This is a genomic window from Pseudomonas sp. F-14 TE3623 (assembly GCF_053629015.1).
In genome coordinates this window covers 1-26007 of the sequence record NZ_JBRJHM010000001.1, presented here as the reverse complement: position 1 = coordinate 26007, position 26007 = coordinate 1, and the positions used below count along the sequence as shown (strand labels likewise).

General features: G+C 56.6%; 21 protein-coding genes, 2 tRNA genes and 3 rRNA genes. 15 read left to right on the top strand and 11 right to left on the bottom strand.

The features are described 5' to 3' along the window. The first annotated feature begins 47 nt into the window (after nucleotides 1-47). A complete protein-coding gene (gene trpE / locus AB7M29_RS00130; RefSeq protein WP_217857345.1) occupies nucleotides 48-1529 on the top strand; it encodes an anthranilate synthase component I in 1482 nt (493 codons plus the stop codon). Nucleotides 1530-1698: 169 nt separating this feature from the next. Here the strand turns inward: trpE and estP are convergent, their stop codons facing one another. Next, entirely contained in the window at nucleotides 1699-3606 is a 1908-nt protein-coding gene (gene estP, locus AB7M29_RS00125; RefSeq protein WP_454246109.1) for an esterase EstP, read from the bottom strand. Continuing rightward, entirely contained in the window at nucleotides 3603-3965 is a 363-nt protein-coding gene (locus tag AB7M29_RS00120) for a hypothetical protein (protein WP_052967177.1), read from the bottom strand. The genes estP and AB7M29_RS00120 overlap by 4 nt, the downstream gene beginning before the upstream one ends. Before the next feature lie 47 nt (nucleotides 3966-4012). On the opposite strand from AB7M29_RS00120, the gene AB7M29_RS00115 reads away from it, so the two are divergent. The 4 genes from AB7M29_RS00115 (at nucleotide 4013) to AB7M29_RS00100 (ending at nucleotide 7348) form a co-directional block, all read left to right on the top strand. Further along, the gene (locus AB7M29_RS00115) at nucleotides 4013-4606 is read left to right on the top strand and encodes an aminodeoxychorismate/anthranilate synthase component II (protein ID WP_019650349.1); all 594 of its coding nucleotides are present in this window, start codon (nucleotides 4013-4015) and stop codon (nucleotides 4604-4606) included. 9 nt (nucleotides 4607-4615) lie between these two features. After that, nucleotides 4616-5665, top strand: coding sequence for an anthranilate phosphoribosyltransferase (gene trpD / locus AB7M29_RS00110; RefSeq protein WP_052967178.1), 1050 nt, complete (start codon nucleotides 4616-4618; stop codon nucleotides 5663-5665). Then, nucleotides 5662-6498 (top strand): indole-3-glycerol phosphate synthase TrpC, encoded by an 837-nt coding sequence (gene trpC / locus AB7M29_RS00105; RefSeq protein ID WP_217857342.1) that lies wholly within the window; start codon nucleotides 5662-5664, stop codon nucleotides 6496-6498. The genes trpD and trpC overlap by 4 nt, the downstream gene beginning before the upstream one ends. A gap of 148 nt (nucleotides 6499-6646) precedes the next feature. Next, the gene (locus tag AB7M29_RS00100) at nucleotides 6647-7348 is read left to right on the top strand and encodes a lipoate--protein ligase family protein (RefSeq protein ID WP_454246108.1); all 702 of its coding nucleotides are present in this window, start codon (nucleotides 6647-6649) and stop codon (nucleotides 7346-7348) included. A gap of 38 nt (nucleotides 7349-7386) precedes the next feature. Here AB7M29_RS00100 and crp read toward each other — a convergent pair whose 3' ends face one another. Continuing rightward, on the bottom strand, nucleotides 7387-8031 hold the full coding sequence (gene crp, locus AB7M29_RS00095) for a cAMP-activated global transcriptional regulator CRP (RefSeq protein WP_052967181.1): 645 nt from the start codon (nucleotides 8029-8031) through the stop codon (nucleotides 7387-7389). Nucleotides 8032-8278: 247 nt separating this feature from the next. Here crp and AB7M29_RS00090 point away from each other — a divergent pair, with 247 nt between their 5' ends. Both AB7M29_RS00090 and speD read left to right on the top strand, forming a co-directional pair. Further along, nucleotides 8279-8701: an OsmC family protein gene (locus AB7M29_RS00090; RefSeq protein ID WP_007941657.1), complete on the top strand. Its 423-nt coding sequence runs from the start codon at nucleotides 8279-8281 to the stop codon at nucleotides 8699-8701. Between the two features lie 198 nt (nucleotides 8702-8899). Then, on the top strand, nucleotides 8900-9694 hold the full coding sequence (gene speD, locus AB7M29_RS00085; protein ID WP_052967182.1) for an adenosylmethionine decarboxylase: 795 nt from the start codon (nucleotides 8900-8902) through the stop codon (nucleotides 9692-9694). Nucleotides 9695-9873: 179 nt separating this feature from the next. Here speD and coq7 read toward each other — a convergent pair whose 3' ends face one another. From coq7 to hemJ, 6 genes are all read right to left on the bottom strand, one after another. Then, the gene (gene coq7, locus AB7M29_RS00080; protein ID WP_008008345.1) at nucleotides 9874-10521 is read right to left on the bottom strand and encodes a 2-polyprenyl-3-methyl-6-methoxy-1,4-benzoquinone monooxygenase; all 648 of its coding nucleotides are present in this window, start codon (nucleotides 10519-10521) and stop codon (nucleotides 9874-9876) included. Nucleotides 10522-10721: 200 nt separating this feature from the next. Continuing rightward, nucleotides 10722-11060 carry a histidine triad nucleotide-binding protein gene (locus tag AB7M29_RS00075; protein WP_217857340.1) on the bottom strand — a complete coding sequence of 113 codons (339 nt, stop codon included), beginning with the start codon at nucleotides 11058-11060 and terminating at the stop codon, nucleotides 10722-10724. Nucleotides 11061-11141: 81 nt separating this feature from the next. After that, nucleotides 11142-11930, bottom strand: a complete 789-nt coding sequence (locus AB7M29_RS00070) for an SDR family NAD(P)-dependent oxidoreductase (RefSeq protein ID WP_454246107.1) — start codon at nucleotides 11928-11930, stop codon at nucleotides 11142-11144. Between the two features lie 62 nt (nucleotides 11931-11992). After that, nucleotides 11993-12970, bottom strand: coding sequence for a DUF805 domain-containing protein (locus tag AB7M29_RS00065; protein WP_454246106.1), 978 nt, complete (start codon nucleotides 12968-12970; stop codon nucleotides 11993-11995). Nucleotides 12971-13067: 97 nt separating this feature from the next. Further along, nucleotides 13068-14036 (bottom strand): NAD(P)H-dependent flavin oxidoreductase, encoded by a 969-nt coding sequence (locus AB7M29_RS00060; protein ID WP_454246105.1) that lies wholly within the window; start codon nucleotides 14034-14036, stop codon nucleotides 13068-13070. 33 nt (nucleotides 14037-14069) lie between these two features. Further along, the gene (gene hemJ / locus AB7M29_RS00055; protein ID WP_007906869.1) at nucleotides 14070-14501 is read right to left on the bottom strand and encodes a protoporphyrinogen oxidase HemJ; all 432 of its coding nucleotides are present in this window, start codon (nucleotides 14499-14501) and stop codon (nucleotides 14070-14072) included. 136 nt (nucleotides 14502-14637) lie between these two features. Here hemJ and argC point away from each other — a divergent pair, with 136 nt between their 5' ends. Continuing rightward, the gene (argC, locus tag AB7M29_RS00050) at nucleotides 14638-15672 is read left to right on the top strand and encodes an N-acetyl-gamma-glutamyl-phosphate reductase (RefSeq protein WP_007941665.1); all 1035 of its coding nucleotides are present in this window, start codon (nucleotides 14638-14640) and stop codon (nucleotides 15670-15672) included. 168 nt (nucleotides 15673-15840) lie between these two features. Further along, nucleotides 15841-16191, top strand: coding sequence for an iron-sulfur cluster insertion protein ErpA (erpA, locus tag AB7M29_RS00045; RefSeq protein WP_007906865.1), 351 nt, complete (start codon nucleotides 15841-15843; stop codon nucleotides 16189-16191). Nucleotides 16192-16264: 73 nt separating this feature from the next. Here the strand turns inward: erpA and AB7M29_RS00040 are convergent, their stop codons facing one another. Next, a complete protein-coding gene (locus AB7M29_RS00040) occupies nucleotides 16265-17356 on the bottom strand; it encodes an anhydro-N-acetylmuramic acid kinase (protein WP_454246104.1) in 1092 nt (363 codons plus the stop codon). A gap of 3 nt (nucleotides 17357-17359) precedes the next feature. After that, nucleotides 17360-18796 (bottom strand): peptidoglycan DD-metalloendopeptidase family protein, encoded by a 1437-nt coding sequence (locus AB7M29_RS00035; RefSeq protein ID WP_454246103.1) that lies wholly within the window; start codon nucleotides 18794-18796, stop codon nucleotides 17360-17362. A 210-nt stretch (nucleotides 18797-19006) separates the two neighbouring features. Between AB7M29_RS00035 and tyrS the strand changes: the two genes are divergently transcribed. The 6 genes from tyrS (at nucleotide 19007) to rrf (ending at nucleotide 25977) form a co-directional block, all read left to right on the top strand. Then, complete coding sequence (tyrS, locus tag AB7M29_RS00030) at nucleotides 19007-20206, top strand: tyrosine--tRNA ligase (protein ID WP_454246102.1); 1200 nt, start codon at nucleotides 19007-19009, stop codon at nucleotides 20204-20206. A gap of 552 nt (nucleotides 20207-20758) precedes the next feature. Next, nucleotides 20759-22297, top strand: a 16S ribosomal RNA gene (locus AB7M29_RS00025). A 123-nt stretch (nucleotides 22298-22420) separates the two neighbouring features. Continuing rightward, nucleotides 22421-22497, top strand: a tRNA-Ile gene (locus tag AB7M29_RS00020). 9 nt (nucleotides 22498-22506) lie between these two features. After that, a tRNA-Ala gene (locus AB7M29_RS00015) sits at nucleotides 22507-22582 on the top strand. Between the two features lie 229 nt (nucleotides 22583-22811). Continuing rightward, nucleotides 22812-25703 (top strand): 23S ribosomal RNA (locus AB7M29_RS00010). Nucleotides 25704-25861: 158 nt separating this feature from the next. Then, nucleotides 25862-25977 (top strand): 5S ribosomal RNA (rrf, locus tag AB7M29_RS00005). Together the 16S, 23S and 5S rRNA genes with 2 tRNA genes alongside form the textbook arrangement of a ribosomal RNA operon. Nucleotides 25978-26007 lie beyond the last annotated feature (30 nt).

Below are 26007 nucleotides of genomic sequence, written 5' to 3'. Positions count from 1 at the left end.
CGCGTTTGCACACCTGACCGTTAGACCCTCAAGCCACGAGGCACCTCATGATCCGCGAAGAATTCCTGCGTTTGGCCGCTGCCGGCTACAACCGCATCCCGCTTGCCTGCGAAACCCTGGCCGACTTCGACACGCCATTGTCGATCTACCTGAAACTGGCCGACGAGCCGAACTCCTACCTGCTGGAGTCGGTGCAGGGCGGCGAAAAATGGGGCCGTTATTCGATCATTGGCCTGCCGTGCCGCACCGTGCTGCGGGTTCACGATCACCACGTCAGCGTGACCCACGACGGCGTCGAGATCGAAAGCCACGACGTTGAAGACCCCTTGGCCTTCGTCGAAGCTTTCAAGGCGCGCTACAACGTGCCGACCATCGCCGGTCTGCCGCGCTTCAATGGCGGTCTGGTGGGCTACTTCGGTTATGACTGCGTGCGCTACGTGGAGAAGCGTCTGGGCAAATGCCCGAACCCGGATCCACTGGGTGTACCGGACATTCTGCTGATGGTCTCCGATGCAGTGGTGGTGTTCGACAACCTCGCGGGCAAAATGCACGCGATCGTCCTGGCCGACCCGTCGCAGGAAGATGCCTTCGAGCAAGGTCAGGCGCGTCTGCAAACGCTGCTGGAACAACTCCGTCAGCCAATCACTCCGCGCCGTGGCCTGGACTTCAGCAAACAACAATCGGCTGATCCGGTGTTCCGCTCGAGCTTCACCCAGGACGATTACGAAAAAGCCGTCGACACCATCAAGGAATACATCCTGGCCGGTGACTGCATGCAGGTTGTGCCGTCCCAGCGTATGTCGATCGACTTCAAGGCTGCGCCTATCGACCTGTACCGGGCGTTGCGCTGCTTCAACCCGACGCCTTACATGTACTTCTTCAACTTCGGCGACTTCCACGTCGTTGGCAGTTCGCCGGAAGTACTGGTGCGGGTCGAAGACAACCTGATCACCGTGCGCCCGATTGCCGGCACCCGTCCGCGAGGCGCCAACGAAGAGGCTGATCTGGCGCTGGAAAAAGACCTGCTGTCGGACGACAAGGAAATCGCCGAGCACTTGATGCTGATCGATCTGGGCCGCAACGACACCGGTCGCGTTTCGGAGATCGGTTCGGTGAAACTCACCGAGAAGATGGTGATCGAGCGTTATTCCAACGTGATGCACATCGTGTCCAACGTTACCGGCCAATTGAAGGCCGGGCTGACGGCGATGGACGCACTGCGGGCGATCCTGCCGGCGGGCACCTTGTCTGGTGCGCCGAAGATTCGCGCGATGGAAATCATCGACGAGCTGGAACCGGTCAAGCGTGGCGTCTACGGCGGCGCGGTCGGTTACTTCGCCTGGAACGGCAACATGGACACCGCGATTGCGATCCGCACCGCGGTGATCAAGAACGGCGAACTGCACGTACAGGCGGGTGGCGGCATCGTTGCTGACTCGGTGCCGGCGCTGGAATGGGAAGAAACCCTGAACAAGCGCCGCGCCATGTTCCGCGCCGTGGCCCTGGCCGAGCAGACGCCAGACACCTGAGTTCATGCAATACCTGTGGGAGCGAGCCTGCTCGCGATGGGGCCAGCACAGCTGACATTGATGTTGCCTGACTCATCGCTATCGCGAGCAGGCTCGCTCCCACATGGATCTCACCACCTGAAAAAACGCGGCGCCTATGAGGGCGCCGCGTTTTTTTATTGCCTGCGGTTTAGAAATCCAACGTCACCCCAACGTTGATGCCCTGCTGGGTAAAGTCATCATCCTTGCGGAAAGAGTAACCACCACGCAATGCCAGGTCGGCGGTCAACTTGTGGCTGACCCCCAGGCTCACACGGTTCAAGTGGCTCTGCGGCGTATAACCTTCGAGCGTGAAGTCATTTACCGGCAGGCTGTTGAGGGCGATGTTTACCTTCTGAACGTCATCTTCGTACTCGCGCTCGTGGGCATATTCGCCAAATACTTGGGTCTGACGGGTGAAGTTGTATTTGCCCTGCAAGCCGACACCCAGGCGTTTTGAGTCTCGGGTCTGATCATCAAAAGTCAGTGCCGTGGAGCGGTTGCTGTTTTCCGAGTAGCCGTCGACTTCCACTTTGGCGTAATCGGCGCTGATGAACGGTGACAGGTGCCATTCGCTGCCCGCTTGGGCAATGTCGTAGCCAAGGCGAGTGCTGAACGCCCAGAGATAGCCATCGGTATCACCCTTTTCCGCGCCTTCGCTGACACCCAGGTCGAATTTGCGTTCGAGATTGTCGTAATCCAGCTTGCCACCGGTCAATGCGGCATCGGCCCACCAGCGATTCTGCTGGAACTGGGCGAAGGCGGTCGCCAGATAGCTATTGAGTTTGTAGTCCGAATCGTTGCTGCCTGCTTCCAGGTTCTGGCGATAGAAGCCTGCTGCCACACCGACGCGCCAAGCTTCATTAAGGCGATAGCTGCCGCCGATATTCAGGTTGTAGCCGCTGCCGTCGGCGCTGGCTCCGCTGCTTTGGCTATCGACATCCAGATGCTGACCACCGCCGGCAACAATCGCGCGCCATTGGCCGACGGCTTGCCAGTTTTCCCAGTCGGATTGCCACTGACTACGCAGTTCGTCCTGGTGCGCGCGCAAGGTGGCGTGGGCCATTTCCGGCAGTAATGTCAGCTCCCACGGCGCAGCCAGTAGGGAGTAGGCGTAGTCGGAAATCAGTTTTTGCCCGGCTTCAGTCGGATGGACCCCATCGTTGTAAATCAGCTTGCTGGGATCCGGCGTGGCACTGTTGATCCCATACGTAGGGTTTTCGGTGCAGCTGTTGCCGCTGAAACAGGTCGCCGTCAGGTTCTGGCCTGTAGCAAAACCGAATCGCGCCGGGTCGGCGAAGGTTTCCTGCAGCAGCAACGGAATGTTCAGCGGGATGATTTCGGCTTCGATCCCCGCGAGACGGGTGACCAGTTGCCGGTTGAAGGCAGAGCTCAGTAGTGAGGTGGGTGTCTGCTGGGGCGTGCCATTGATGGCGGGCGTCAAACCCAGGTCGGGCAGCAGCCATACCACGATGTACCGGGCGCCGGCGGCCTGCAAAACCTGGACGCTGTTTGCCAGTCGATCCGCAGCGGCATTCGCCTGAGCACCACTTTGTACACGTCCCTGAAGAAAATCGTTACCACCCCCGGAAATGTAATACAGCGCATTCGGATCGGCGCTGAAGTTGTTTGTCGGCAGATAGCCCGAACGCGTGCGTTCACCCGTAGCGGATACGCTGGTGATCGAGGTGAGGATCTGGTCGGTGCGGTAACCTCCAACGGCCCAGTTATTGCCATCCGGCAGGCCCTGGGCCGCACGCGCCGCCGAAGTTGAAGCGGCCGTCTGGTCCGGTGAAAACCCGAGCCTTTCACCCAGCAGTTGGGTCGAGTTGGCGGAATAGATTTCGCCGCTGCCGTTCTGGTAAACCGGTCCGGTCCGGTTGGTGAAGCGCAGGGTCGAACCGGGAGGGCCGCCCGTGTCGGTAAACTGCCCGGCATCGTTGAGGCTATCGCCGAAGACGATGAAATTCGAATAAGGGTTGGGCGCCGCGATCGCCTGGGTGCAGGCCATAGCGAGCAAGCAGCCGGCAAGCGGTACAGCCAACGTCTGTCTGATCATGAGCAAGTCCGTTTGTTATTGTTGTAGTGAGCAAAACGATAGTGCCAAAAACTATAGAGCCTGTTGCCGTTCGGCGCGAACCCGTCGATTGTTTCACGCGCTTCGATCGCCCCATATTGCACGCTCTGCCCAGCTAAGTTACTGTGCCAAGACGTATAAATGAGACCTTCCCCGTGTTGATCGTCAGCAAACTTCTGGATCAAGTCATCAAGGCACACGCCCGTTGGCGTTGGCGCGCCTGAATCCTTCTGCCGGCCCGGCCGGATCTTTACCGCTTTGCCTTCTTTACCCGCAAGACAAACCGCTTTGCAGCGCGACTCCAGCGACTGACAAAGTGCAGGACGCTGCGGGTAAATCATTCGAAGGCTGTATTCAAAGTCAGTAAATTCAAGAGGTTCTTAACGCCATGTTGCTGATGATCGATAACTACGACTCTTTTACTTACAACGTTGTGCAATACCTTGGCGAGCTGGGCTCCGAGGTCAAAGTCGTGCGCAACGATGAACTCACCATTGCCGAAATCGAAGCCCTCAAGCCTGAGCGCATTGTCGTGTCGCCCGGTCCTTGCACCCCGACCGAAGCCGGTATTTCCATCGAAGCGATCAAGCACTTCGCCGGCAAGCTGCCGATTCTCGGCGTTTGCCTGGGTCACCAGTCCATCGGCCAAGCCTTTGGTGGCGATGTGGTCCGTGCCCGTCAAGTCATGCACGGTAAGACTAGCCCGGTATTCCACGAGGATAAGGGCGTATTCGAAGGCCTGAATCGCCCGCTGACGGTCACCCGCTATCACTCGCTGATCGTCAAGCGCGAAACCCTGCCCGATTGCCTGGAACTGACCGCCTGGACCCAGCTTGAAGACGGCTCGGTCGACGAGATCATGGGGCTGCGCCACAAGACGCTGAACATCGAAGGTGTGCAATTCCACCCTGAGTCTATCCTCACCGAACAGGGGCACGAGCTGTTCGCCAACTTCCTCAAACAAACCGGCGGCACGCGCTAAGGACTTTCCATGGATATCAAGACAGCCCTGAGCCGTATCGTCGGCCACCTCGACCTCAGTACCGATGAGATGCGCGATGTCATGCGCGAAATCATGACCGGGCAATGCACGGATGCGCAGATCGGCGCGTTCATGATGGCCATGCGCATGAAGAGCGAAAGCATCGATGAGATCGTCGGCGCCGTGACGGCGATGCGCGAGTTGGCGGACAAGGTTGAACTCAATACCCTCGACGGCGTGGTCGATGTGGTCGGCACCGGCGGCGACGGTGCGAACATTTTCAACGTCTCCACGGCTTCCTCGTTCGTGGTCGCCGCAGCCGGTTGCACCGTAGCCAAGCACGGTAACCGTGCGGTGTCGGGCAAAAGCGGCAGTGCCGACTTGCTGGAAGCCGCGGGTATCTACCTGAACCTGACGCCGGTTCAGGTGGCGCGTTGCATCGACCACGTCGGCATCGGTTTCATGTTTGCCCAGACCCACCACAGCGCCATGAAGCACGCCGCCGGCCCCCGCCGCGAGCTGGGCTTGCGCACGCTGTTCAACATGCTCGGCCCGCTTACGAATCCGGCCGGTGTGAAACATCAGGTGGTGGGTGTGTTCAGTCAGGCGTTGTGCCGGCCATTGGCCGAAGTCTTGCAACGTCTGGGCAGCAAGCACGTACTGGTGGTGCACTCGAAGGATGGCCTGGACGAGTTCAGTCTGGCGGCACCGACCTTTGTGGCGGAATTGAAGAACGACCAGATCACCGAGTATTGGGTCGAACCCGAAGACTTGGGGATGAAGAGCCAGAGTCTGCACGGTCTGGCGGTGGAAAGCCCGGCGGCCTCCCTTGAGCTGATTCGCGATGCTCTGGGCAAGCGCAAGACCGAGAACGGTCAGAAAGCCGCAGAGATGATTGTGCTTAATGCCGGCGCCGCGTTGTACGCCGCCGACCATGCCAGCAGTTTGAAAGAAGGCGTTGCCCTGGCGCACGATGCGCTGCACACAGGCCTCGCTCGGGAAAAACTTGAGGAATTGGGTGCATTTACCGCGGTATTCAAAGTGGAGAATGAGGGATGAGTTTACCGACGGTTCTGGAAAATATTCTGGCCCGCAAAGTTCAGGAAGTCGCCGAGCGTCGCGCTCGTGTGAGTCTCGCGGAGCTGGAAAATCTGACCAAGGCGGCCGATGCACCCCGTGGTTTCGCCAAGGCATTGATCGATCAGGCCAAGACGAAACAGCCAGCGGTCATTGCTGAAATCAAGAAGGCTTCGCCAAGTAAAGGCGTGATTCGCGAGAACTTCGTGCCTGCGGACATTGCCAGAAGTTACGAAAAGGGCGGGGCCACTTGCCTGTCGGTGCTCACCGACATCGATTACTTCCAGGGCGCCGATGCGTATCTGCAGCAGGCTCGGGCGGCGTGCAAGTTGCCGGTGATCCGCAAGGACTTCATGATCGATCCTTACCAGATCGTCGAATCCCGGGCTCTGGGCGCTGACTGCGTGCTGTTGATCGTCTCCGCACTGGACGACGTGAAGATGGCCGAGTTGGCTGCCGTGGCCAAAAGCGTCGGTCTTGATGTGCTGGTGGAAGTCCACGATGGCGACGAGCTGGAGCGGGCCTTGAAAACCCTCGACACGCCGCTGGTGGGTGTGAATAACCGCAACCTGCACACCTTCGACGTCAATCTGGAAACCACCCTCGACCTGTTGCCGCGCATCCCGCGTGATCGTCTGGTGATCACCGAGAGTGGCATTCTCAATCGGGCCGATGTCGAGCTGATGGAAATCAGCGATGTGTATGCGTTCCTGGTCGGCGAAGCGTTTATGCGTGCTGAAAGCCCGGGTACGGAATTGCAGCGCCTGTTCTTTCCCGAGCGTGGCATTCCAGTGAGCGGTTCTACGCTCGACTGATTGAAAATCGGGGCGCTCCCTTCGCGAGCAAGCCCGCTCCCACATTAGCCCGCGTTCAGCCAGACAACGCGGTTCAAATGTGGGAGCGGGCTTGCTCGCGAAGGCGGCATAAGATGCACCACAGACTGACCGTCCTATGGAATACCTTATGACCTCACCAACCCCTCTGACCATCGAAGCCGGCCTGCTCGCCGAACAGGATCTGCTGGCCCATGTGTGCACCGGTGAGTCGGAGTTCGGTCTGCTGTTCTGGCAACCCACTGACCGCGCGTTGGTCATGCCCCGTCGCTTGAATCGTTTGCCACTGTTCGACGCCGCGTGCGAAATATCTGCTGCCGCCGGCTGGCCGGTACTGCTGCGTGAAACCGGCGGTGAGCCGGTGCCGCAATCGGCATCGACCATCAACATCGCACTGGTTTATGCCCCACCGCGCAGCGAAGGCGATCTGAACCGCATCGAAACCGGCTACCGGCGTCTGTGCGATCCGATCTGTCAGTTACTGGATGAGCTGGGCGGCACTTCGTCGTTGGGCGAAATCGAGGGCGCGTTCTGCGACGGCCGTTTCAACGTTAACCTCGATGGTCGAAAGATGGTCGGCACCGCCCAGCGTTGGCGCCAGAGCAAGGGCGGTCAGCGTCCGGTCGGTCTGGTGCATGGGGCGATGTTGATCGATGACGAACGAGAGTCGATGGTCGCGGCGGTCAATCGCTTCAATGAAGCCTGTGGCCTGGAACAGCGGGTTCGCGCTGAAAGCCACATTGCCCTGCATGAAAAGTTTGCCGCTCCTGAGGCGCTGGAACGGCTCGATGCGCTGTACCGACAGTTGCTGGTTGAAATGCTCGGGGCTTAAGTTTAGGAACTTAAGTTTTCGAGCTTAAGTTTTCGAGCTTAGCGCGTACCGAAGACCACCATGGTCTTGCCTTTGACGTTGACCAGGTTGCGCTCTTCCAGATCCTTGAGCACACGGCCGACCATCTCACGGGAACAACCGACAATCCGGCCGATTTCCTGACGGGTCACCTTGATTTGCATGCCGTCCGGGTGGGTCATGGCGTCAGGCTGCTTGCACAGTTCCAGCAGGCAGCGCGCAACGCGACCGGTCACGTCGAAGAACGCCAGGTCGCCGACCTTACGCGTGGTATTGCGCAGGCGCTGTGCGATTTGTCCGCTGAGCACGTAAAGAATGTCTGGATCTTGTTGGGACAACTCGCGGAATTTTGCGTAGCTGATTTCCGCGACGTCACATTCGACCTTGGCGCGCACCCAAGCGCTGCGTTCCTGTTCCAGGCCGGCTTGCTCAAACAGACCCAGCTCGCCGAAAAAGTCGCCGGAATTGAGGTAGGCAATGATCATTTCACGGCCGTCGTCATCCTCAATCAGGATGGTTACCGAACCTTTGATGATGAAAAACAGCGTGTCCGAGCGGTCACCTGCACAAATGATGTTGCTCTTGGCGGCATAGCGACGGCGCTGGCAGTGCATCAGCAGTTTGTCGAGGTTCTTGATTTTGGGTGTGGGAGTAATGGCAACCATGGTTGTATCCCGAAAAGACTGCACGGTGTTTGTTTTTTATAGGAGCTGGCGAAGCCTGCGATCCTTTTTATTTGCTACAAAGCTGGCTATTCGCCATTGAATTGGCGTCAGCTTAACAGACGCATTCCTTCAAGATTCGAGAATTTACCTACGACGCAGATGGTTATGTCCTAGGAAGGCGAAGCGCTGCCAATCAAGGGCCCTGTGCTAAGCTGGCGACCCTTTTTTATACAGTGGAGTCTTGGCGATGAAGGCACGCATCCAATGGGCTGGCGAAGCCATGTTCCTCGGCGAATCCGGCAGCGGTCATGTCGTGGTCATGGACGGTCCGCCCGATGCCGGCGGTCGTAACCTGGGTGTCCGGCCGATGGAAATGCTTCTGCTGGGTGTTGGCGGTTGCAGCAATTTTGATGTGGTCAGCATCCTCAAGAAGTCCCGTCAGGCCGTCGAAAGCTGCGAAGCCTTCCTCGAAGCCGAGCGTGCGACCGAAGATCCGAAGGTTTTCACCAAGATCCACATGCACTTCGTGGTCAAGGGCCGCGGGCTGAAAGAAGCCCAGGTCAAGCGCGCCATTGAGCTGTCTGCAGAGAAGTATTGTTCGGCCTCGATCATGCTCGGCGCGGCTGGCGTGGCGATTACCCACGACTACGAAATCATCGAACTCGGTTGAATCGACATTCAACTATCATAAAAGCGGTGCAGACTCTGGCGATCCATCGCTGACGTCTGCACAGGTCGCTTTCCTGAACAGAAAAAACAAAATCGCCATCGCGAAGAGGTGTTAACCGTCCTACGCAGGTGCGTCGTTCGCATCTGACGGGCATGCTTGATCACGCGGCCAGCCCGCAATACATAGAGAGTTTTAACGGTGAAAAGCAAACTCAAGCTCCACGGGTTCAATAACCTGACAAAGACCTTGAGCTTCAATATCTATGACATCTGCTACGCGGAAACCCCGCAAGACCAACAGGCTTACGTCGAGTACATCAATAAAGAGTACAACGCCAAGCGCCTGACGCAGATCCTCACAGAAGTTGTCGATATCATTGGTGCCAACATCCTGAACATCGCCAGTCAGGACTATGAACCCCAGGGCGCCAGCGTCACGATTCTGATCTCTGAAGAGCCGGTGACCCCGACCGACAGTCAGATCGAAGAGTCTCCGGGGCCGTTACCCGAAATCATCCTGGCCCACCTCGACAAGAGCCACATCACGGTGCACACCTACCCGGAAATCCATCCGGTGGACGGTATCGCGACGTTCCGTGTGGACATCGACGTGTCGACCTGTGGCGTCATTTCACCGCTCAAAGCACTCAATTTCCTGATTCACCAGTTCGATTCAGACATCGTGACCGTGGATTACCGCGTGCGCGGCTTCACCCGTGATGTTGAAGGCAAGAAGCACTTCATCGACCACGAGATTAACTCGATCCAGAACTACTTGTCCGAAGACACCCGCGACGCGTACCAGATGACTGATGTGAACGTGTACCAGGAAAACCTGTTCCACACCAAAATGCTGTTGAAGCACTTCGAACTGGATAACTACCTGTTCGGCGACGCCACCAGCAACCTGTCCTCTGAGCAACGTGCCTTGGTGACTGAGCGTGTGAAACACGAAATGCTCGAAATCTTCTACGCGCGCAACATGCCAAACTAAGATCTTCGAGTACAAAAAAAGGCGACTACCTTGCGGTAATCGCCTTTTTTATTGCTGTCTGTCAGACAGACCGTGCTATGGCCTTCGCGAGCAATCCCGCTCCCACATGGAACTGTGTTCACAGAACTACTGTGGGAGCGGGCTTGCTCGCGAAGAGGCCCGATCTGAAGACGCTTCCGTCAGATCCGATAAGTACTCTTCGTCATCACCTTGGCCAACAAACTCATCCCGAACTTCACCGGCGCCGGAAAACGAAATCCACCCGCATCCAGCGCACTTTCAGCATGATGCTCTTCATCGATACGCATCTGCTCCAGGATCGCCCGGGATTTTTCGTCCTCGGCTGGCAGTTGCTCAAGGTGTTCGTTCAGGTGTTTGCAGACCTGATGCTCGGTGGCAGCAACGAAACCCAGGCTGACTTTGTCGCTGATCAACCCGGCAACCGCGCCAATCCCGAACGACATGCCGTAGAACAGCGGATTGAGGATGCTGGTATGGCTACCCAGCTGATGAATGCGTTGTTCGCACCAGACCAGATGGTCGATTTCTTCTTCGGCGGCGTGCTCCATGGCGGCGCGCACTTTCGGCAGTTTGGCGGTCAGGGCCTGACCTTGATACAGCGCCTGGGCGCAGACTTCACCGGTATGGTTGATGCGCATCAAGCCGGCGACGTGTCGGGTGTCCTCGTCGCTCATTTGCGCATCCGGCTGCACGATGGCCGGCGACGGACGGTAGGGCTGACCACTGAAAGGCAACAAAGTCCGCATCGCGGCATCGGCTTGCAGCAGAAGACGGTCAATCGGCGAGTAGTGACGTTGGGTAGTCATGCTGACCTCCGGGAAGAATCTCGGCGGCCAGTTTAACCCAATCGGCCGGGGGAGGGTTTGCGCCGAGTCATTTCCGGTGGGAGCGACACCAATCCTGTAGGAGCGAGGCTTGCCCGCGAAGCTTTTGGCGCACTTGAGGACGCCTTCGCGGGCAAGTCGGATCGCCGCACCGCTCGCTCCTACAGGGGTAGGATGGTGGATCAGCCCGGCGGCCAGTGCATCTGGCGCTGACCCAATACATGCATATGTATGTGATAGACGGTCTGCCCACCTAGTGGATTGCAATTCATGACCAGGCGGAAGCCCTCTTCGCAACCCAGTTCCAAGGCCAGACGCTGGGCAGTGAACAGAATATGCCCAGCCAATGCCTTGTCGTCCTCGGTCAGGTCGTTAAGCGTGCGCACCGCTTTTTTCGGGATCACCAGAAAATGCACCGGTGCCTGTGGCGCGATGTCGTGGAAGGCCAGTACCTGGTCGTCCTCGTAAATGATCTTCGCCGGGATTTCCCGGTTGATGATCTTGGTGAACAGAGTATCCACAGCTGTTTTCTCCGTTGTTTGGGCTGGCCTGAGTGTAACCATGGGTTATCTCAGAGCCCAGCCTTTTGCCTTGAGGATTGATCAGCGCGGGCAATAGGCTTTGTTGACCATGCCCGCGATTGTCCGGGTCAGCCAGCGTGAGCCGAGCCGCGGCAGGAACGCGAACCAGCGATTCAGGCGACCGGGGATAATAATGGCGCGATTTTTCGCCAGCGCGCGCACGGTATAGAGCGCGACTTCTTCTGGAGTCATCAGCAGTTTGCTCTCGACCAGTTTGTCGGTGTCCAGTTGCGCGGTGCGGAAAAACGCCGTGCGGGTCGGGCCGGGGCAGAGCACCGATACCTTGACCGCACATTTCTTCAGTTCGACGCGTAAACCTTCGGAAAAATGCAGTACGTAAGCCTTGCTGGCGTAGTAAGTGCTCATCCAGGGGCCGGGATGGAACGCCGCCATCGAGGCGACGTTCAGAATCTGCCCGCCGCCCTGCAGGGCCATGCTGTTGCCGATGGCATGGCACAAGCGAGTGAGGGCCAGGATGTTCACTTCGATCAAGTCCTGCTCGGTCATCCAGTCCTGGGCCAGGAACGGACCGCAGGTACCGATGCCGGCACAGTTGACCAGCAAATCGATTTGCCGATCGCCTTCCTCCAGCTCCAGCAAAAATCCGGACAGCCTCAGCGGCTCACCCAGATCACAGGCGCGAAACAGCACCTCCACACCAAAACGTTGAGTCAGTTCGATCGCAATGCTTTCCAGCTGATCACGCTGTCGGGCCACCAGAATCAGGCTGCGGCCGCGCCGGGCCAGCGCTTCGGCCATCGCCAGGCCGATGCCGCTGGAAGCGCCAGTGATCAGAGCGTAACGGGTCATGCAGTTCTCCATCGCAACAGCTCCGCGCCGGCGACGCAGGTGTCACGGGCGGGGAGCGCTGTTCATTCTTTCGCAGAGTCTACAGGGGCCTCGGCTGCTTCGGCTGCATCATCGGATGAATTTGGTGCTTGTTCGGCCTCTTCGGCCGGCTCGACTTCAACTTCGTCGGTGATCATCGAGCTGCTTTGATAGGTGCTCTCGGTGGCGCTTTCGTACTCATCGTGGATCGCGGTGAGGCCTCCAGTCAGCCCGCCCACAAACATGAGCGCGATAAACACCAGCCACAGCGAAGCCAGCACCCTGACCGCGTTGCTGTTGGGCGGTGGTGGTGCGCCATATCGGTTGGCCGTGTTGTTACCCGGCACGATCATTATTACAAACGGAAAAACGCTGCCCACGACCGGTACAAGGTTCAGCAGCCAGAGCCAGCCGGACCAGCCAATATCGTGCAGGCGCTGCACACTGAACTGGATGCTGATGAATGCGAGCACCACGACCAGGATAAAGGCCAGCAGACCCGCGAGGACCAAGCCAGCAGTGGAGTCCGTGCTAATGAGCGCGAAGCCGAAAATAGCCAGCACGGCACCAACGCCAAGCGTCACCAGCGTAAGCGCCATCGTCCAGGCCAGAAAGCGCAAGCGACCGATGCGGCCAACGAAACTGAATGCCTTGAGTGCAGAAAACTCCGGCAGTGCTTCGCCGACAGAGGCTCGGGGCGGTGCATAGGGAGAATCGGGATCTGCCGTGACAGGTTGGTTATTGGCAGGGGCGTGTTCGTGAACATCGGACAGGTTCAGCTCGATCGAGGGTTCTGTTTCGATTCGGGCATCGATGCCGGTTTTCGTCAGCGCCTGAAGGTAAGTCTGCGCGTCGGCGTGTGACAGGTCGCGCTTGAGCGCAACTGTCCGGCCACTGAATAGGCGCTCGATAGCCGCGACATCGCTTTTGAACAGCTCGGCGAGATTGAGCTTCGCGGTGGTGGCGTCAACACCTGGCTGCAGAGCGCCATCGAAGACGATCTTGAAACGGTTTTCGCTCATGGCCGAGGCATCCTTGTCGCGAGAGTTTGTTTGTAATAGACGGTGTTGCAAGTATGGAGTGTAGGGCCAGCCGGATTGGGCTGGCCAAGTTTTTCTGTCAGCGCGGCCAGCGCTTGGGCAACGCCGCCGCCAGTTCCAGCGCCTTGCGGTATTCGGCATCGAGACGTGCGACCAGTTGATCGACACCCGGCAGGTCATCGATTTCTCCGACACCCTGGCCTGCGGACCACACGGTTTTCCAGGCTTTGGCTTCGTCGCTCAATGGCTTGAGCTTGGAGCCGAAATTCACCTCGCCCTTGCCTTGTAGGGTTGCCATGTCGAAACCGGCGGCCTCCAGGCTCCGACGCATGAAACTTGCCGGTACTCCCGACACCGCTGGAGTATGGACGATGTCGGCGGCTCTGGAAGTCAGGAGCATCTCCTTATACGCGTCAGGCGCATGACTTTCAGTGGTGCCGATAAATCGCGTACCGAAGTAGGCCAAATCCGCGCCGAGCACTTGCGCGGCAAGAATTTCATGGCCATGGTTCAGGCAACCGGCCAGCAGCAGGGTCTTGTCGAAAAACTGGCGAATCTCGGCGATCAGCGAAAACGGGCTCCAGGTCCCGGCGTGACCACCGGCGCCCGCGGCCACGGCAATCAAACCGTCAACACCTGCTTCAGCGGCTTTTTCCGCGTGGCGACGGGTTGTCACGTCATGAAATACCAGGCCTCCGTAGCCATGCACGGCGTCGACCAATTCTTTCACGGCACCGAGGCTGGTGATCACGATTGGTACTTTGTGCTCGATGCAGATCGCCAGATCCGCCTGCAAACGCGGGTTGCTGTTGTGGACGATCAGGTTCACCGCGTAAGGCGCAGGGTTTTCCAGTATCGCCAGTCCTGCTTCGATTTCTTCCAGCCAGGCCTTGAAACCGCTGCTCTCACGCTGGTTCAGCGCGGGAAAGCTGCCCACCACGCCATTACGGCAGCAGGCGAGCACCAGCTCAGGGTTGGAGATCAGGAACATCGGCGCTGCCACCACGGGCAGACGCAAACGTTGTTCGAGCAAAGCGGGCAGCGACATTGGAAGTACCCCGGGTGAATTATGCTTGTTGGATTAAAACGGCCGAACGACGACCAGAATTACGATAGCCAGCAATATCAGAACCGGCACTTCATTGAACCAGCGATAAAAGACATGGCTGCGGGTGTTTTCGCCACGGGCAAAACGTTTTACCTGTGCACCGCACATGTGGTGATAGCCGATCAGGATTACCACAAGGGTCAATTTGGCATGCATCCATGCACCTTGAGTGAAGTAGGCGCTTGGGTTGAGGCTGATCAGCCAGATGCCGAACACCAGGGTGGCGATCATCGCCGGGCCCATGATGCCCCGGTACAGCTTGCGCTCCATGATACTGAAGCGTTCCTTGCTGACGGTGTCTTCGCTTTGAGCGTGATAGACGAACAGGCGCGGCAGGTAAAACAGGCCGGCAAACCAGCAGACCATGCTGACGATATGAAGCGCTTTGAGCCACAGATAAAGCATTTTTAGTTATTCCCAGGGTTCACGGTAGCCCGAATAGTAGAGGCTTGAGCCGCCACACGTCACCTTGACGGTTGTCGCAGGGCCGCGCGGCCCCTATTATCGACGGCTTTCCACTGGGTTCGTTGAGGGCAGGTTTATGGTCAAGGTCGGTATCGTCGGCGGCACGGGTTACACCGGTGTCGAACTGCTGCGTTTGTTGGCACAGCATCCGCAAGCTGAAGTGGTAGTGATCACTTCCCGATCCGAGGCCGGCCTGGCCGTAGCCGATATGTACCCGAACCTGCGAGGCCATTACGACGGCCTGGCTTTCAGCGTTCCCGACATCAAGACCCTCGGCGCTTGCGACGTGGTGTTCTTTGCCACGCCGCACGGTGTTGCGCATGCGCTGGCCGGTGAGTTGCTGGCTGCCGGGACCAAGGTCATCGACCTGTCGGCAGACTTCCGTCTGCAAGACGCCGATGAGTGGGCCAAATGGTACGGTCAGCCGCACGGCGCGCCGGAACTGTTGGAGGAGGCGGTCTACGGCTTGCCGGAAGTTAACCGCGAGCAAATCAAGCAAGCACGGCTGATTGCTGTGCCGGGTTGCTACCCGACCGCCACGCAATTGGGATTCCTGCCATTGCTTGAGGCCGGTCTGGCAGATACCACTCGTTTGATCGCAGACTGCAAATCCGGCGTCAGCGGTGCCGGTCGTGGCGCTTCTGTAGGTTCGTTGTACTCCGAGACGTCGGAAAGCATGAAGGCTTACGCCGTCAAAGGGCACCGTCATTTGCCGGAAATCCGCCAGGGTCTGCGTCGTGCAGCGGGCAAGGACGTGGGGCTGACCTTCGTTCCGCACCTGACGCCAATGATTCGCGGTATTCACTCGACGCTCTACGCGACTGTCGTGGATCGCTCGGTGGATCTGCAAGCGTTGTTCGAAAAGCGCTATGCCAACGAACCGTTCGTCGATGTAATGCCTGCTGGCAGCCATCCGGAAACCCGTAGCGTGCGCGGCGCCAACGTTTGCCGTATCGCCGTGCATCGTCCGCAGGATGGTGATCTGGTGGTGGTGTTGTCGGTGATCGACAATCTGGTCAAAGGCGCGTCGGGTCAGGCGGTGCAGAACCTGAATATCCTGTTCGGTCTGGACGAGCGTCTGGGCCTGTCCCATGCCGGCATGCTGCCATAAGGCTTTATCCCGCTCAGCAAAAAGGCCCGTCGAACGGGCCTTTTTGCATTTTGGTCTGACAATTGGGTTGATTGATATACCGTAACAATAGTTGACCGATTTTCTGGGAGAAGCGGATAATGCGCGTCATCACGCATTATGGCGGCGTAACGCCGGGAGATAGTCAGCATGAGCGTCGAATCCTTCACCCCCACGGCTTTGCAATTCACCCACGGTGCCGCGCACAAGGTGAAGAGCCTGGTCGATGAAGAGGGGAATGATCGCTTGAAGCTGCGCGTATTCGTTACGGGCGGCGGTTGTTCAGGGTTTCAGTACGGCTTCACCTTCGATGAAGAAGTGGCCGATGACGACACCATCGTCGAGCGCGAAGGCGTCAGCCTGGTGGTCGATCCAATGAGCTTCCAGTACCTGGCAGGTGCCGAAGTGGATTACCAGGAAGGTCTGGAAGGTTCGCGTTTCGTGATCAAGAACCCGAACGCTACCACCACGTGTGGCTGCGGCTCTTCGTTCTCGATCTGATCGCACCTCACCGCATTACCAGGCGCCGCAGGGTCTCAGGACTCTGCGGCGTTTTGCTGTCTGGGGTTCAGGCTCAGGCGGGGTAGATGGCGCCGAGTACGCGTAGGCCGCGGGCGCCGGTGACACTCGGACGGTTGGCCGCGATACCTTCCAGGCAGCAATGAGCCAGCCAGGCGAAGGCCATGGCTTCGACCCAGTCCGGGTCTACGCCGTAAGCAGCAGTGCTGTTGACTTTCGCATTCGACAGCAGGCTGGCCAGGCGCTTCATCAGCGTGGCGTTGTGCGCGCCGCCACCACAAACAAGCAGCTCCTGTGTATCCGATTGGGCGCTTTGCAATGACTCGACAATGGTCAGCGCAGTCAGCTCTAGCAGCGTGGCCTGTACGTCTTCGGCAGCGAAGGTCGGTAGCTGCGACAGATGCTGCATCAGCCATGGCAGATTGAACACTTCGCGGCCGGTGCTCTTCGGGCCTTGGGTCACGAAGAATGGATCACTGAGCAGCTCGCTCAACAGAACCGGTTCTACCTTGCCGCTGGCGGCCCATTGACCGTCACGATCAAAGTTGTCGCCGCGTTGCTGGTGAATCCAGGCATCCAGCAGGACATTCCCGGGGCCGCAGTCAAACCCTGCAACAGGCTTGCCGGGTTCGATCAGGCTGAGGTTGCTGAACCCGCCGACGTTCAATACCGCGCGATTGCCAGGCCGTTCTTCAAACAGGGCTTCGTGAAAGGCTGGAACCAGTGGGGCGCCTTGTCCGCCGGCGGCTACATCGCGGCTGCGGAAATCGCTGACCACGGTGATGCCGGTCAGCTCGGTGAGCAAGGCGGGGTTGCCGATTTGTACCGTAAACCCGCGCGCCGGCTCATGGCGAATGGTCTGGCCGTGGCTGCCAATCGCGCGAATGTCGTCGGGTTTCAGATTTTGTTGGTCGAGGAGGGTGTGAATGCCCTGTGCGGCCAGTTTCACCCAGTTCTGCTGGGCAATGGCGGAGCGGGCAATCTCGTCCGGGCCGCTGGCGCACAAGCCAAGCAGCTCGGCGCGCAGGGAATCAGGCATAGGGATGTAATGGGTGGCGATCAGCTTGATCGCCGGGGCTTGCTCGATCAACGCAATGTCCAAGCCATCAAGGCTGGTCCCGGACATCACACCTATATAGAGCGCCATGGCTTAACGTTTACTCGAAGCCAGCTGGGTAGTTTTCTCTTGATCCATGCGCGCCATCAGCGGTTGGCTTTGCGCGAGGAAGCGTGCGCGTTCGGCTTTGGAGATCGGATCGGCCATCGCCACCTTCTGACCCAGCGGGTCGACGTGCACGCCATTGACCTGGAACTCGTAGTGCAAGTGCGGGCCGGTGGACAGGCCGGTGGTGCCGATGTAACCGATCACCTGACCTTGCTTGACGCTGCCGCCAGTCTTGACGCCTTTGGCGAAGCCCTGCATATGACCGTACAGCGTACGGTAGGTATTGCCGTGCTGGATGATCACGGTGTTGCCGTAACCGCCGCGACGACCCGCCAACAATACTTTGCCGTCACCGGCAGCCTTGATCGGCGTACCGCGTGGTGCCGCGTAATCGACACCCTTGTGGGCGCGGATCTTGTTCAGGATCGGGTGCTTGCGGCCCATGGAGAATTTCGAGCTGATGCGGGCGAAGTCTACCGGAGTACGGATAAACGCCTTGCGCATGCTGTTACCGTCGGCCGTGTAGTAGCTGCTGTTGCCTTGTTTGTTGGTGTAGCGCACCGCGGTGTAAGTCTTGCCGCGGTTGGTGAAGCGTGCGGAGAGGATCGGGCCGTTGCCGATTGCTTTGCCGTTGACGACCTTCTGTTCATAGATCACATCGAACTCGTCACCTTGGCGAATATCCTGGGCGAAGTCGACGTCATAGCCAAACACGCTAGCCATATCCATGGTCAGGCTGTGGGATAAACCGGCCCGGGCGGCAGATTGCGACAGCGAACTGTTGATCACGCCATGAACGTAGGCGGAGCGAACAGTGGGCTTGGCGGTAATGCGGTTGAACGTATAACCCTTGTCATTCTTGGTCAGGCTGATGCTTTCCATGTCGCTGACCTTGCTGTGCAAGTTGGTCAGCTGGCCATCCGGGTCCAGTTCGAACTCAAGCTTCTGGCCATGTTTGAGCTGGCTGAACTGCTTGGCCTGCTTGTCGCTGGCCAGCACTTCATGCACCGAAGTGACCGGAAGGCCGACTTTCTCGAACAAAGTCGAGAGAGTGTCGCCTTTGCTAACAATCACTTCCTTATGGCCTGGCGCCTTCTTCTCTTCTACGACTGGCGCGGGAGCAGGGGCGGGGGCGGGGGCGGCCTGGGCGGTTTCCTGAGTGTCTTCGGCGTTGTTTTCGATCTGCGCGAAGGGGGAGGCTGCCGGCTCATTTGTGGCTTGGACGGCTTCGGCGGCGTCTTGATCTTGTGTCAGTTGTTCTGCAGGGCTTTCCAGTTCAAGACTCAGGGTCGTCTTTTTGGCTTCAACATCACTGGAAGGGAATACCAGAAGCGCCAGGCTGAGAAGGGCGGCGATGCCACTTGCTGCAAGCAGGTGGGTCTTCGGGTAAAGCGGAGGCGCTTTAGACGGTTCTGTGGTCATAGGTAATTTTGACTTTGAAAAGATGAATTGGAAAAGATGAATGACATGATGAAGACGAAATAACTGTATAAAATATAACCAAATCATCTCTGAAGCAAGTCTGCGAACGCTCCGTCCGTGGATTGGCGTCCGTGCGCCGGGCAAAACTTGTATTTGGTGCGCGATCTTGTATGGTTGTTCCCCTTTGAATCTGAGCCTTGCGGGTCTGTTATGAAGTCGGTTGAAGAGCAGCTAGCGCTGATCAAACGTGGTGCAGAAGAACTGTTGGTCGAGTCCGAGCTGATCGAGAAACTCAAGCGTGGCCAGCCGCTGCGTATTAAGGCAGGCTTCGATCCGACCGCGCCGGATTTGCACCTGGGTCACACCGTGCTTATTAATAAGCTGCGCCAGTTCCAGGAACTGGGTCACCAGGTGATCTTCCTTATAGGTGACTTCACCGGGATGATCGGTGATCCAAGCGGCAAGAGTGCGACACGTCCTCCGCTCACCCGTGAGCAGGTTCTCGAGAATGCCGAGACCTACAAAACTCAGGTATTCAAGATTCTTGATCCGGCCAAGACTGAAGTGGCGTTCAACTCCACCTGGATGGATCAGATGGGGCCAGCCGACTTCATTCGCCTGACTTCGCAATACACCGTGGCTCGCATGCTCGAGCGCGACGATTTCGATAAGCGTTACACGACCAATCAGCCAATTGCTATTCACGAGTTCCTCTATCCGCTGGTTCAGGGTTATGACTCGGTCGCGTTGCGCGCGGATGTCGAGCTGGGTGGTACCGATCAGAAGTTCAACCTGCTGATGGGGCGCGAGCTGCAGCGTAGTTATGGGCAGGAGGCTCAATGCATTCTGACCATGCCGTTACTCGAAGGTCTGGATGGTGTGAAGAAGATGTCCAAGTCGTTGGGCAACTACGTCGGTATCCAGGAAGCGCCGGGTGTCATGTATGGCAAGCTGGTCTCTATTCCGGATGTGCTGATGTGGCGTTACTTCGAATTGCTCAGTTTCCGCTCCATGGAAGAGATCAATGCTTTCCGGGCTGGCGTCGAGGCAGGTGCGAATCCGCGTGACATCAAGATCAAGCTGGCCGAAGAGATCGTTGCGCGCTTTCATGGTGAAGAGGCTGCGGCCAATGCTCATCGTGCGGCGGGCAATCGTATGAAAGACGGTGAACTGCCGGATGATCTGCCAGAGATCGAGTTGACCGCTGCCGAGGATATGCCGATTGCTGCTGTCCTTAATAAGGCGGGCCTGGTGAAGAACTCCGCTGTGGCGCGCGATCTTCTCGGTTCTGGTGGTGTGCGTATAGATGGTGAGGTTGTCGATCGCACCTTTATATACGTACTGGGCGCGACCCATGTTTGCCAGGCCGGGAAGAAGGCATTTGCGCGTATTACGCTCAAATCCGAATAAAGCTGAAATCAGGGGTTGACGGCAGATTCTGGAAGTCTATAATTCGCCCCACTTCCGGCGCAGTCGAAACGGAAAACTCCTTGGTAAACAAAGAGTTACGCAGTTTTCGACAGCGGTTACGCTTCAGTTCATCGAAGCCAGAAGGAGTTGGTAAGGCAGTGTGTTTTCGCTTTATTGACGGTTCGATCATCTCGGTCGAAAGCGGAGAAAAAGAGGTGTTGACAGCAGCGAGTAACGCTGTAGAATTCGCCTCCCGCTAACGAGAGATCGGAAGCGCAAGTGGTTGAAGTTACAAAGGAAACTTTGAAAACTTCTGAAAATAACCGCTTGACAGCAACAGAGGCTGCTGTAGAATGCGCGCCTCGGTTGAGACGAAAGATCTTAACCAACCGCTCTTTAACAACTGAATCAAGCAATTCGTGTGGGTGCTTGTGGAGTCAGACTGATAGTCAACAAGATTATCAGCATCACAAGTTACTCCGCGAGAAATCAAAGATGTAACCAACGATTGCTGAGCCAAGTTTAGGGTTTCTTAAAAACCCAAAGATGTTTGAACTGAAGAGTTTGATCATGGCTCAGATTGAACGCTGGCGGCAGGCCTAACACATGCAAGTCGAGCGGCAGCACGGGTACTTGTACCTGGTGGCGAGCGGCGGACGGGTGAGTAATGCCTAGGAATCTGCCTGGTAGTGGGGGATAACGCTCGGAAACGGACGCTAATACCGCATACGTCCTACGGGAGAAAGCAGGGGACCTTCGGGCCTTGCGCTATCAGATGAGCCTAGGTCGGATTAGCTAGTTGGTGAGGTAATGGCTCACCAAGGCGACGATCCGTAACTGGTCTGAGAGGATGATCAGTCACACTGGAACTGAGACACGGTCCAGACTCCTACGGGAGGCAGCAGTGGGGAATATTGGACAATGGGCGAAAGCCTGATCCAGCCATGCCGCGTGTGTGAAGAAGGTCTTCGGATTGTAAAGCACTTTAAGTTGGGAGGAAGGGCAGTTACCTAATACGTATCTGTTTTGACGTTACCGACAGAATAAGCACCGGCTAACTCTGTGCCAGCAGCCGCGGTAATACAGAGGGTGCAAGCGTTAATCGGAATTACTGGGCGTAAAGCGCGCGTAGGTGGTTCGTTAAGTTGGATGTGAAATCCCCGGGCTCAACCTGGGAACTGCATTCAAAACTGACGAGCTAGAGTATGGTAGAGGGTGGTGGAATTTCCTGTGTAGCGGTGAAATGCGTAGATATAGGAAGGAACACCAGTGGCGAAGGCGACCACCTGGACTGATACTGACACTGAGGTGCGAAAGCGTGGGGAGCAAACAGGATTAGATACCCTGGTAGTCCACGCCGTAAACGATGTCAACTAGCCGTTGGGAGCCTTGAGCTCTTAGTGGCGCAGCTAACGCATTAAGTTGACCGCCTGGGGAGTACGGCCGCAAGGTTAAAACTCAAATGAATTGACGGGGGCCCGCACAAGCGGTGGAGCATGTGGTTTAATTCGAAGCAACGCGAAGAACCTTACCAGGCCTTGACATCCAATGAACTTTCCAGAGATGGATTGGTGCCTTCGGGAGCATTGAGACAGGTGCTGCATGGCTGTCGTCAGCTCGTGTCGTGAGATGTTGGGTTAAGTCCCGTAACGAGCGCAACCCTTGTCCTTAGTTACCAGCACGTAATGGTGGGCACTCTAAGGAGACTGCCGGTGACAAACCGGAGGAAGGTGGGGATGACGTCAAGTCATCATGGCCCTTACGGCCTGGGCTACACACGTGCTACAATGGTCGGTACAGAGGGTTGCCAAGCCGCGAGGTGGAGCTAATCCCAGAAAACCGATCGTAGTCCGGATCGCAGTCTGCAACTCGACTGCGTGAAGTCGGAATCGCTAGTAATCGCGAATCAGAATGTCGCGGTGAATACGTTCCCGGGCCTTGTACACACCGCCCGTCACACCATGGGAGTGGGTTGCACCAGAAGTAGCTAGTCTAACCTTCGGGAGGACGGTTACCACGGTGTGATTCATGACTGGGGTGAAGTCGTAACAAGGTAGCCGTAGGGGAACCTGCGGCTGGATCACCTCCTTAATCGACGACATCAGCTGCTCCATAAGTTCCCACACGAATTGCTTGATTCATTGAAGAAGACGATAGAAGCAGCTTTAAGCTCCAAGCTGATAGCTCAACGCTAACAGTTACGCGCTCGAAATTGGGTCTGTAGCTCAGTTGGTTAGAGCGCACCCCTGATAAGGGTGAGGTCGGCAGTTCGAATCTGCCCAGACCCACCAATTTTGTATGGGGCCATAGCTCAGCTGGGAGAGCGCCTGCCTTGCACGCAGGAGGTCAACGGTTCGATCCCGTTTGGCTCCACCATTAACTGCTTCGAAACGTTTGAGAGTTTAGAAATGAATATTCCGCTGTGAATATTGATTTCTAGTCTTTTGATTAGATCGTTCTTTAAAAATTTGGGTATGTGATAGAAAGATAGACTGATGGCCACTTTCACTGGTGGTGATCAGGCTAAGGTAAAATTTGTGAGTTTAATCGCGAATTTTCGGCGAATGTCGTCTTCACAGTATAACCAGATTGCTTGGGGTTATATGGTCAAGTGAAGAAGCGCATACGGTGGATGCCTTGGCAGTCAGAGGCGATGAAAGACGTGGTAGCCTGCGAAAAGCTTCGGGGAGTCGGCAAACAGACTTTGATCCGGAGATGTCTGAATGGGGGAACCCACCTAACATAAGTTAGGTATCTTAAGCTGAATACATAGGCTTAAGAAGCGAACCAGGGGAACTGAAACATCTAAGTACCCTGAGGAAAAGAAATCAACCGAGATTCCCTTAGTAGTGGCGAGCGAACGGGGACTAGCCCTTAAGTGGCTTTGAGATTAGCGGAACGCTCTGGAAAGTGCGGCCATAGTGGGTGATAGCCCTGTACGCGAAAATCTCTTGGTCATGAAATCGAGTAGGACGGAGCACGAGAAACTTTGTCTGAATATGGGGGGACCATCCTCCAAGGCTAAATACTACTGACTGACCGATAGTGAACTAGTACCGTGAGGGAAAGGCGAAAAGAACCCCGGAGAGGGGAGTGAAATAGATCCTGAAACCGTATGCGTACAAGCAGTGGGAGCCCACTTTGTTGGGTGACTGCGTACCTTTTGTATAATGGGTCAGCGACTTATTTTCAGTGGCGAGCTTAACCGAATAGGGGAGGCGTAGCGAAAGCGAGTCTTAATAGGGCGTCTAGTCGCTGGGAATAGACCCGAAACCGGGCGATCTATCCATGGGCAGGTTGAAGGTTGGGTAACACTAACTGGAGGACCGAACCGACTACCGTTGAAAAGTTAGCGGATGACCTGTGGATCGGAGTGAAAGGCTAATCAAGCTCGGAGATAGCTGGTTCTCCTCGAAAGCTATTTAGGTAGCGCCTCATGTATCACTGTAGGGGGTAGAGCACTGTTTCGGCTAGGGGGTCATCCCGACTTACCAAACCGATGCAAACTCCGAATACCTACAAGTGCCGAGCATGGGAGACACACGGCGGGTGCTAACGTCCGTCGTGAAAAGGGAAACAACCCAGACCGTCAGCTAAGGTCCCAAAGTTATGGTTAAGTGGGAAACGATGTGGGAAGGCTTAGACAGCTAGGAGGTTGGCTTAGAAGCAGCCACCCTTTAAAGAAAGCGTAATAGCTCACTAGTCGAGTCGGCCTGCGCGGAAGATGTAACGGGGCTCAAACCATACACCGAAGCTACGGGTATCACTTAGGTGATGCGGTAGAGGAGCGTTCTGTAAGCCTGTGAAGGTGAGTTGAGAAGCTTGCTGGAGGTATCAGAAGTGCGAATGCTGACATGAGTAACGACAATGGGTGTGAAAAACACCCACGCCGAAAGACCAAGGTTTCCTGCGCAACGTTAATCGACGCAGGGTTAGTCGGTCCCTAAGGCGAGGCTGAAAAGCGTAGTCGATGGAAAACAGGTTAATATTCCTGTACTTCTGGTTATTGCGATGGAGGGACGGAGAAGGCTAGGCCAGCTTGGCGTTGGTTGTCCAAGTTTAAGGTGGTAGGCTGAGATCTTAGGTAAATCCGGGATCTTAAGGCCGAGAGCTGATGACGAGTGTTCTTTTAGAACACGAAGTGGTTGATGCCATGCTTCCAAGAAAAGCTTCTAAGCTTCAGGTAACCAGGAACCGTACCCCAAACCGACACAGGTGGTTGGGTAGAGAATACCAAGGCGCTTGAGAGAACTCGGGTGAAGGAACTAGGCAAAATGGCACCGTAACTTCGGGAGAAGGTGCGCCGGTGAGGGTGAAGCATTTACTGCGTAAGCCCACGCCGGTCGAAGATACCAGGCCGCTGCGACTGTTTATTAAAAACACAGCACTCTGCAAACACGAAAGTGGACGTATAGGGTGTGACGCCTGCCCGGTGCCGGAAGGTTAATTGATGGGGTTAGCTAACGCGAAGCTCTTGATCGAAGCCCCGGTAAACGGCGGCCGTAACTATAACGGTCCTAAGGTAGCGAAATTCCTTGTCGGGTAAGTTCCGACCTGCACGAATGGCGTAACGATGGCGGCGCTGTCTCCACCCGAGACTCAGTGAAATTGAAATCGCTGTGAAGATGCAGTGTATCCGCGGCTAGACGGAAAGACCCCGTGAACCTTTACTATAGCTTTGCACTGGACTTTGAATTTGCTTGTGTAGGATAGGTGGGAGGCTTTGAAGCGTGGACGCCAGTTCGCGTGGAGCCAACCTTGAAATACCACCCTGGCAACTTTGAGGTTCTAACTCAGGTCCGTTATCCGGATCGAGGACAGTGTATGGTGGGTAGTTTGACTGGGGCGGTCTCCTCCTAAAGAGTAACGGAGGAGTACGAAGGTGCGCTCAGACCGGTCGGAAATCGGTCGTAGAGTATAAAGGCAAAAGCGCGCTTGACTGCGAGACAGACACGTCGAGCAGGTACGAAAGTAGGTCTTAGTGATCCGGTGGTTCTGTATGGAAGGGCCATCGCTCAACGGATAAAAGGTACTCCGGGGATAACAGGCTGATACCGCCCAAGAGTTCATATCGACGGCGGTGTTTGGCACCTCGATGTCGGCTCATCACATCCTGGGGCTGAAGCCGGTCCCAAGGGTATGGCTGTTCGCCATTTAAAGTGGTACGCGAGCTGGGTTTAGAACGTCGTGAGACAGTTCGGTCCCTATCTGCCGTGGACGTTTGAGATTTGAGAGGGGCTGCTCCTAGTACGAGAGGACCGGAGTGGACGAACCTCTGGTGTTCCGGTTGTCACGCCAGTGGCATTGCCGGGTAGCTATGTTCGGAATAGATAACCGCTGAAAGCATCTAAGCGGGAAACTAGCCTCAAGATGAGATCTCACTGGGACCTTGAGTCCCCTGAAGGGCCGTCGAAGACTACGACGTTGATAGGTTGGGTGTGTAAGCGCTGTGAGGCGTTGAGCTAACCAATACTAATTGCCCGTGAGGCTTGACCATATAACACCCAAGCAATTTGCTGACCTGAAAAGGCACCAGATTGCGGTGTGTGAAGACGAAACGAACCGAAAGTTCGAGATACTCACAAAACACCAAACTATCGCATACCCATTCGCTGGAGCGTGAGCCGCAAGGCAAACGAGCTGGCTACCGAATTTCTTGACGACCATAGAGCATTGGAACCACCTGATCCCATCCCGAACTCAGCAGTGAAACGATGCATCGCCGATGGTAGTGTGGGGTTTCCCCATGTGAGAGTAGGTCATCGTCAAGATTAAATTCCGAAACCCCTATCTGCGTATGC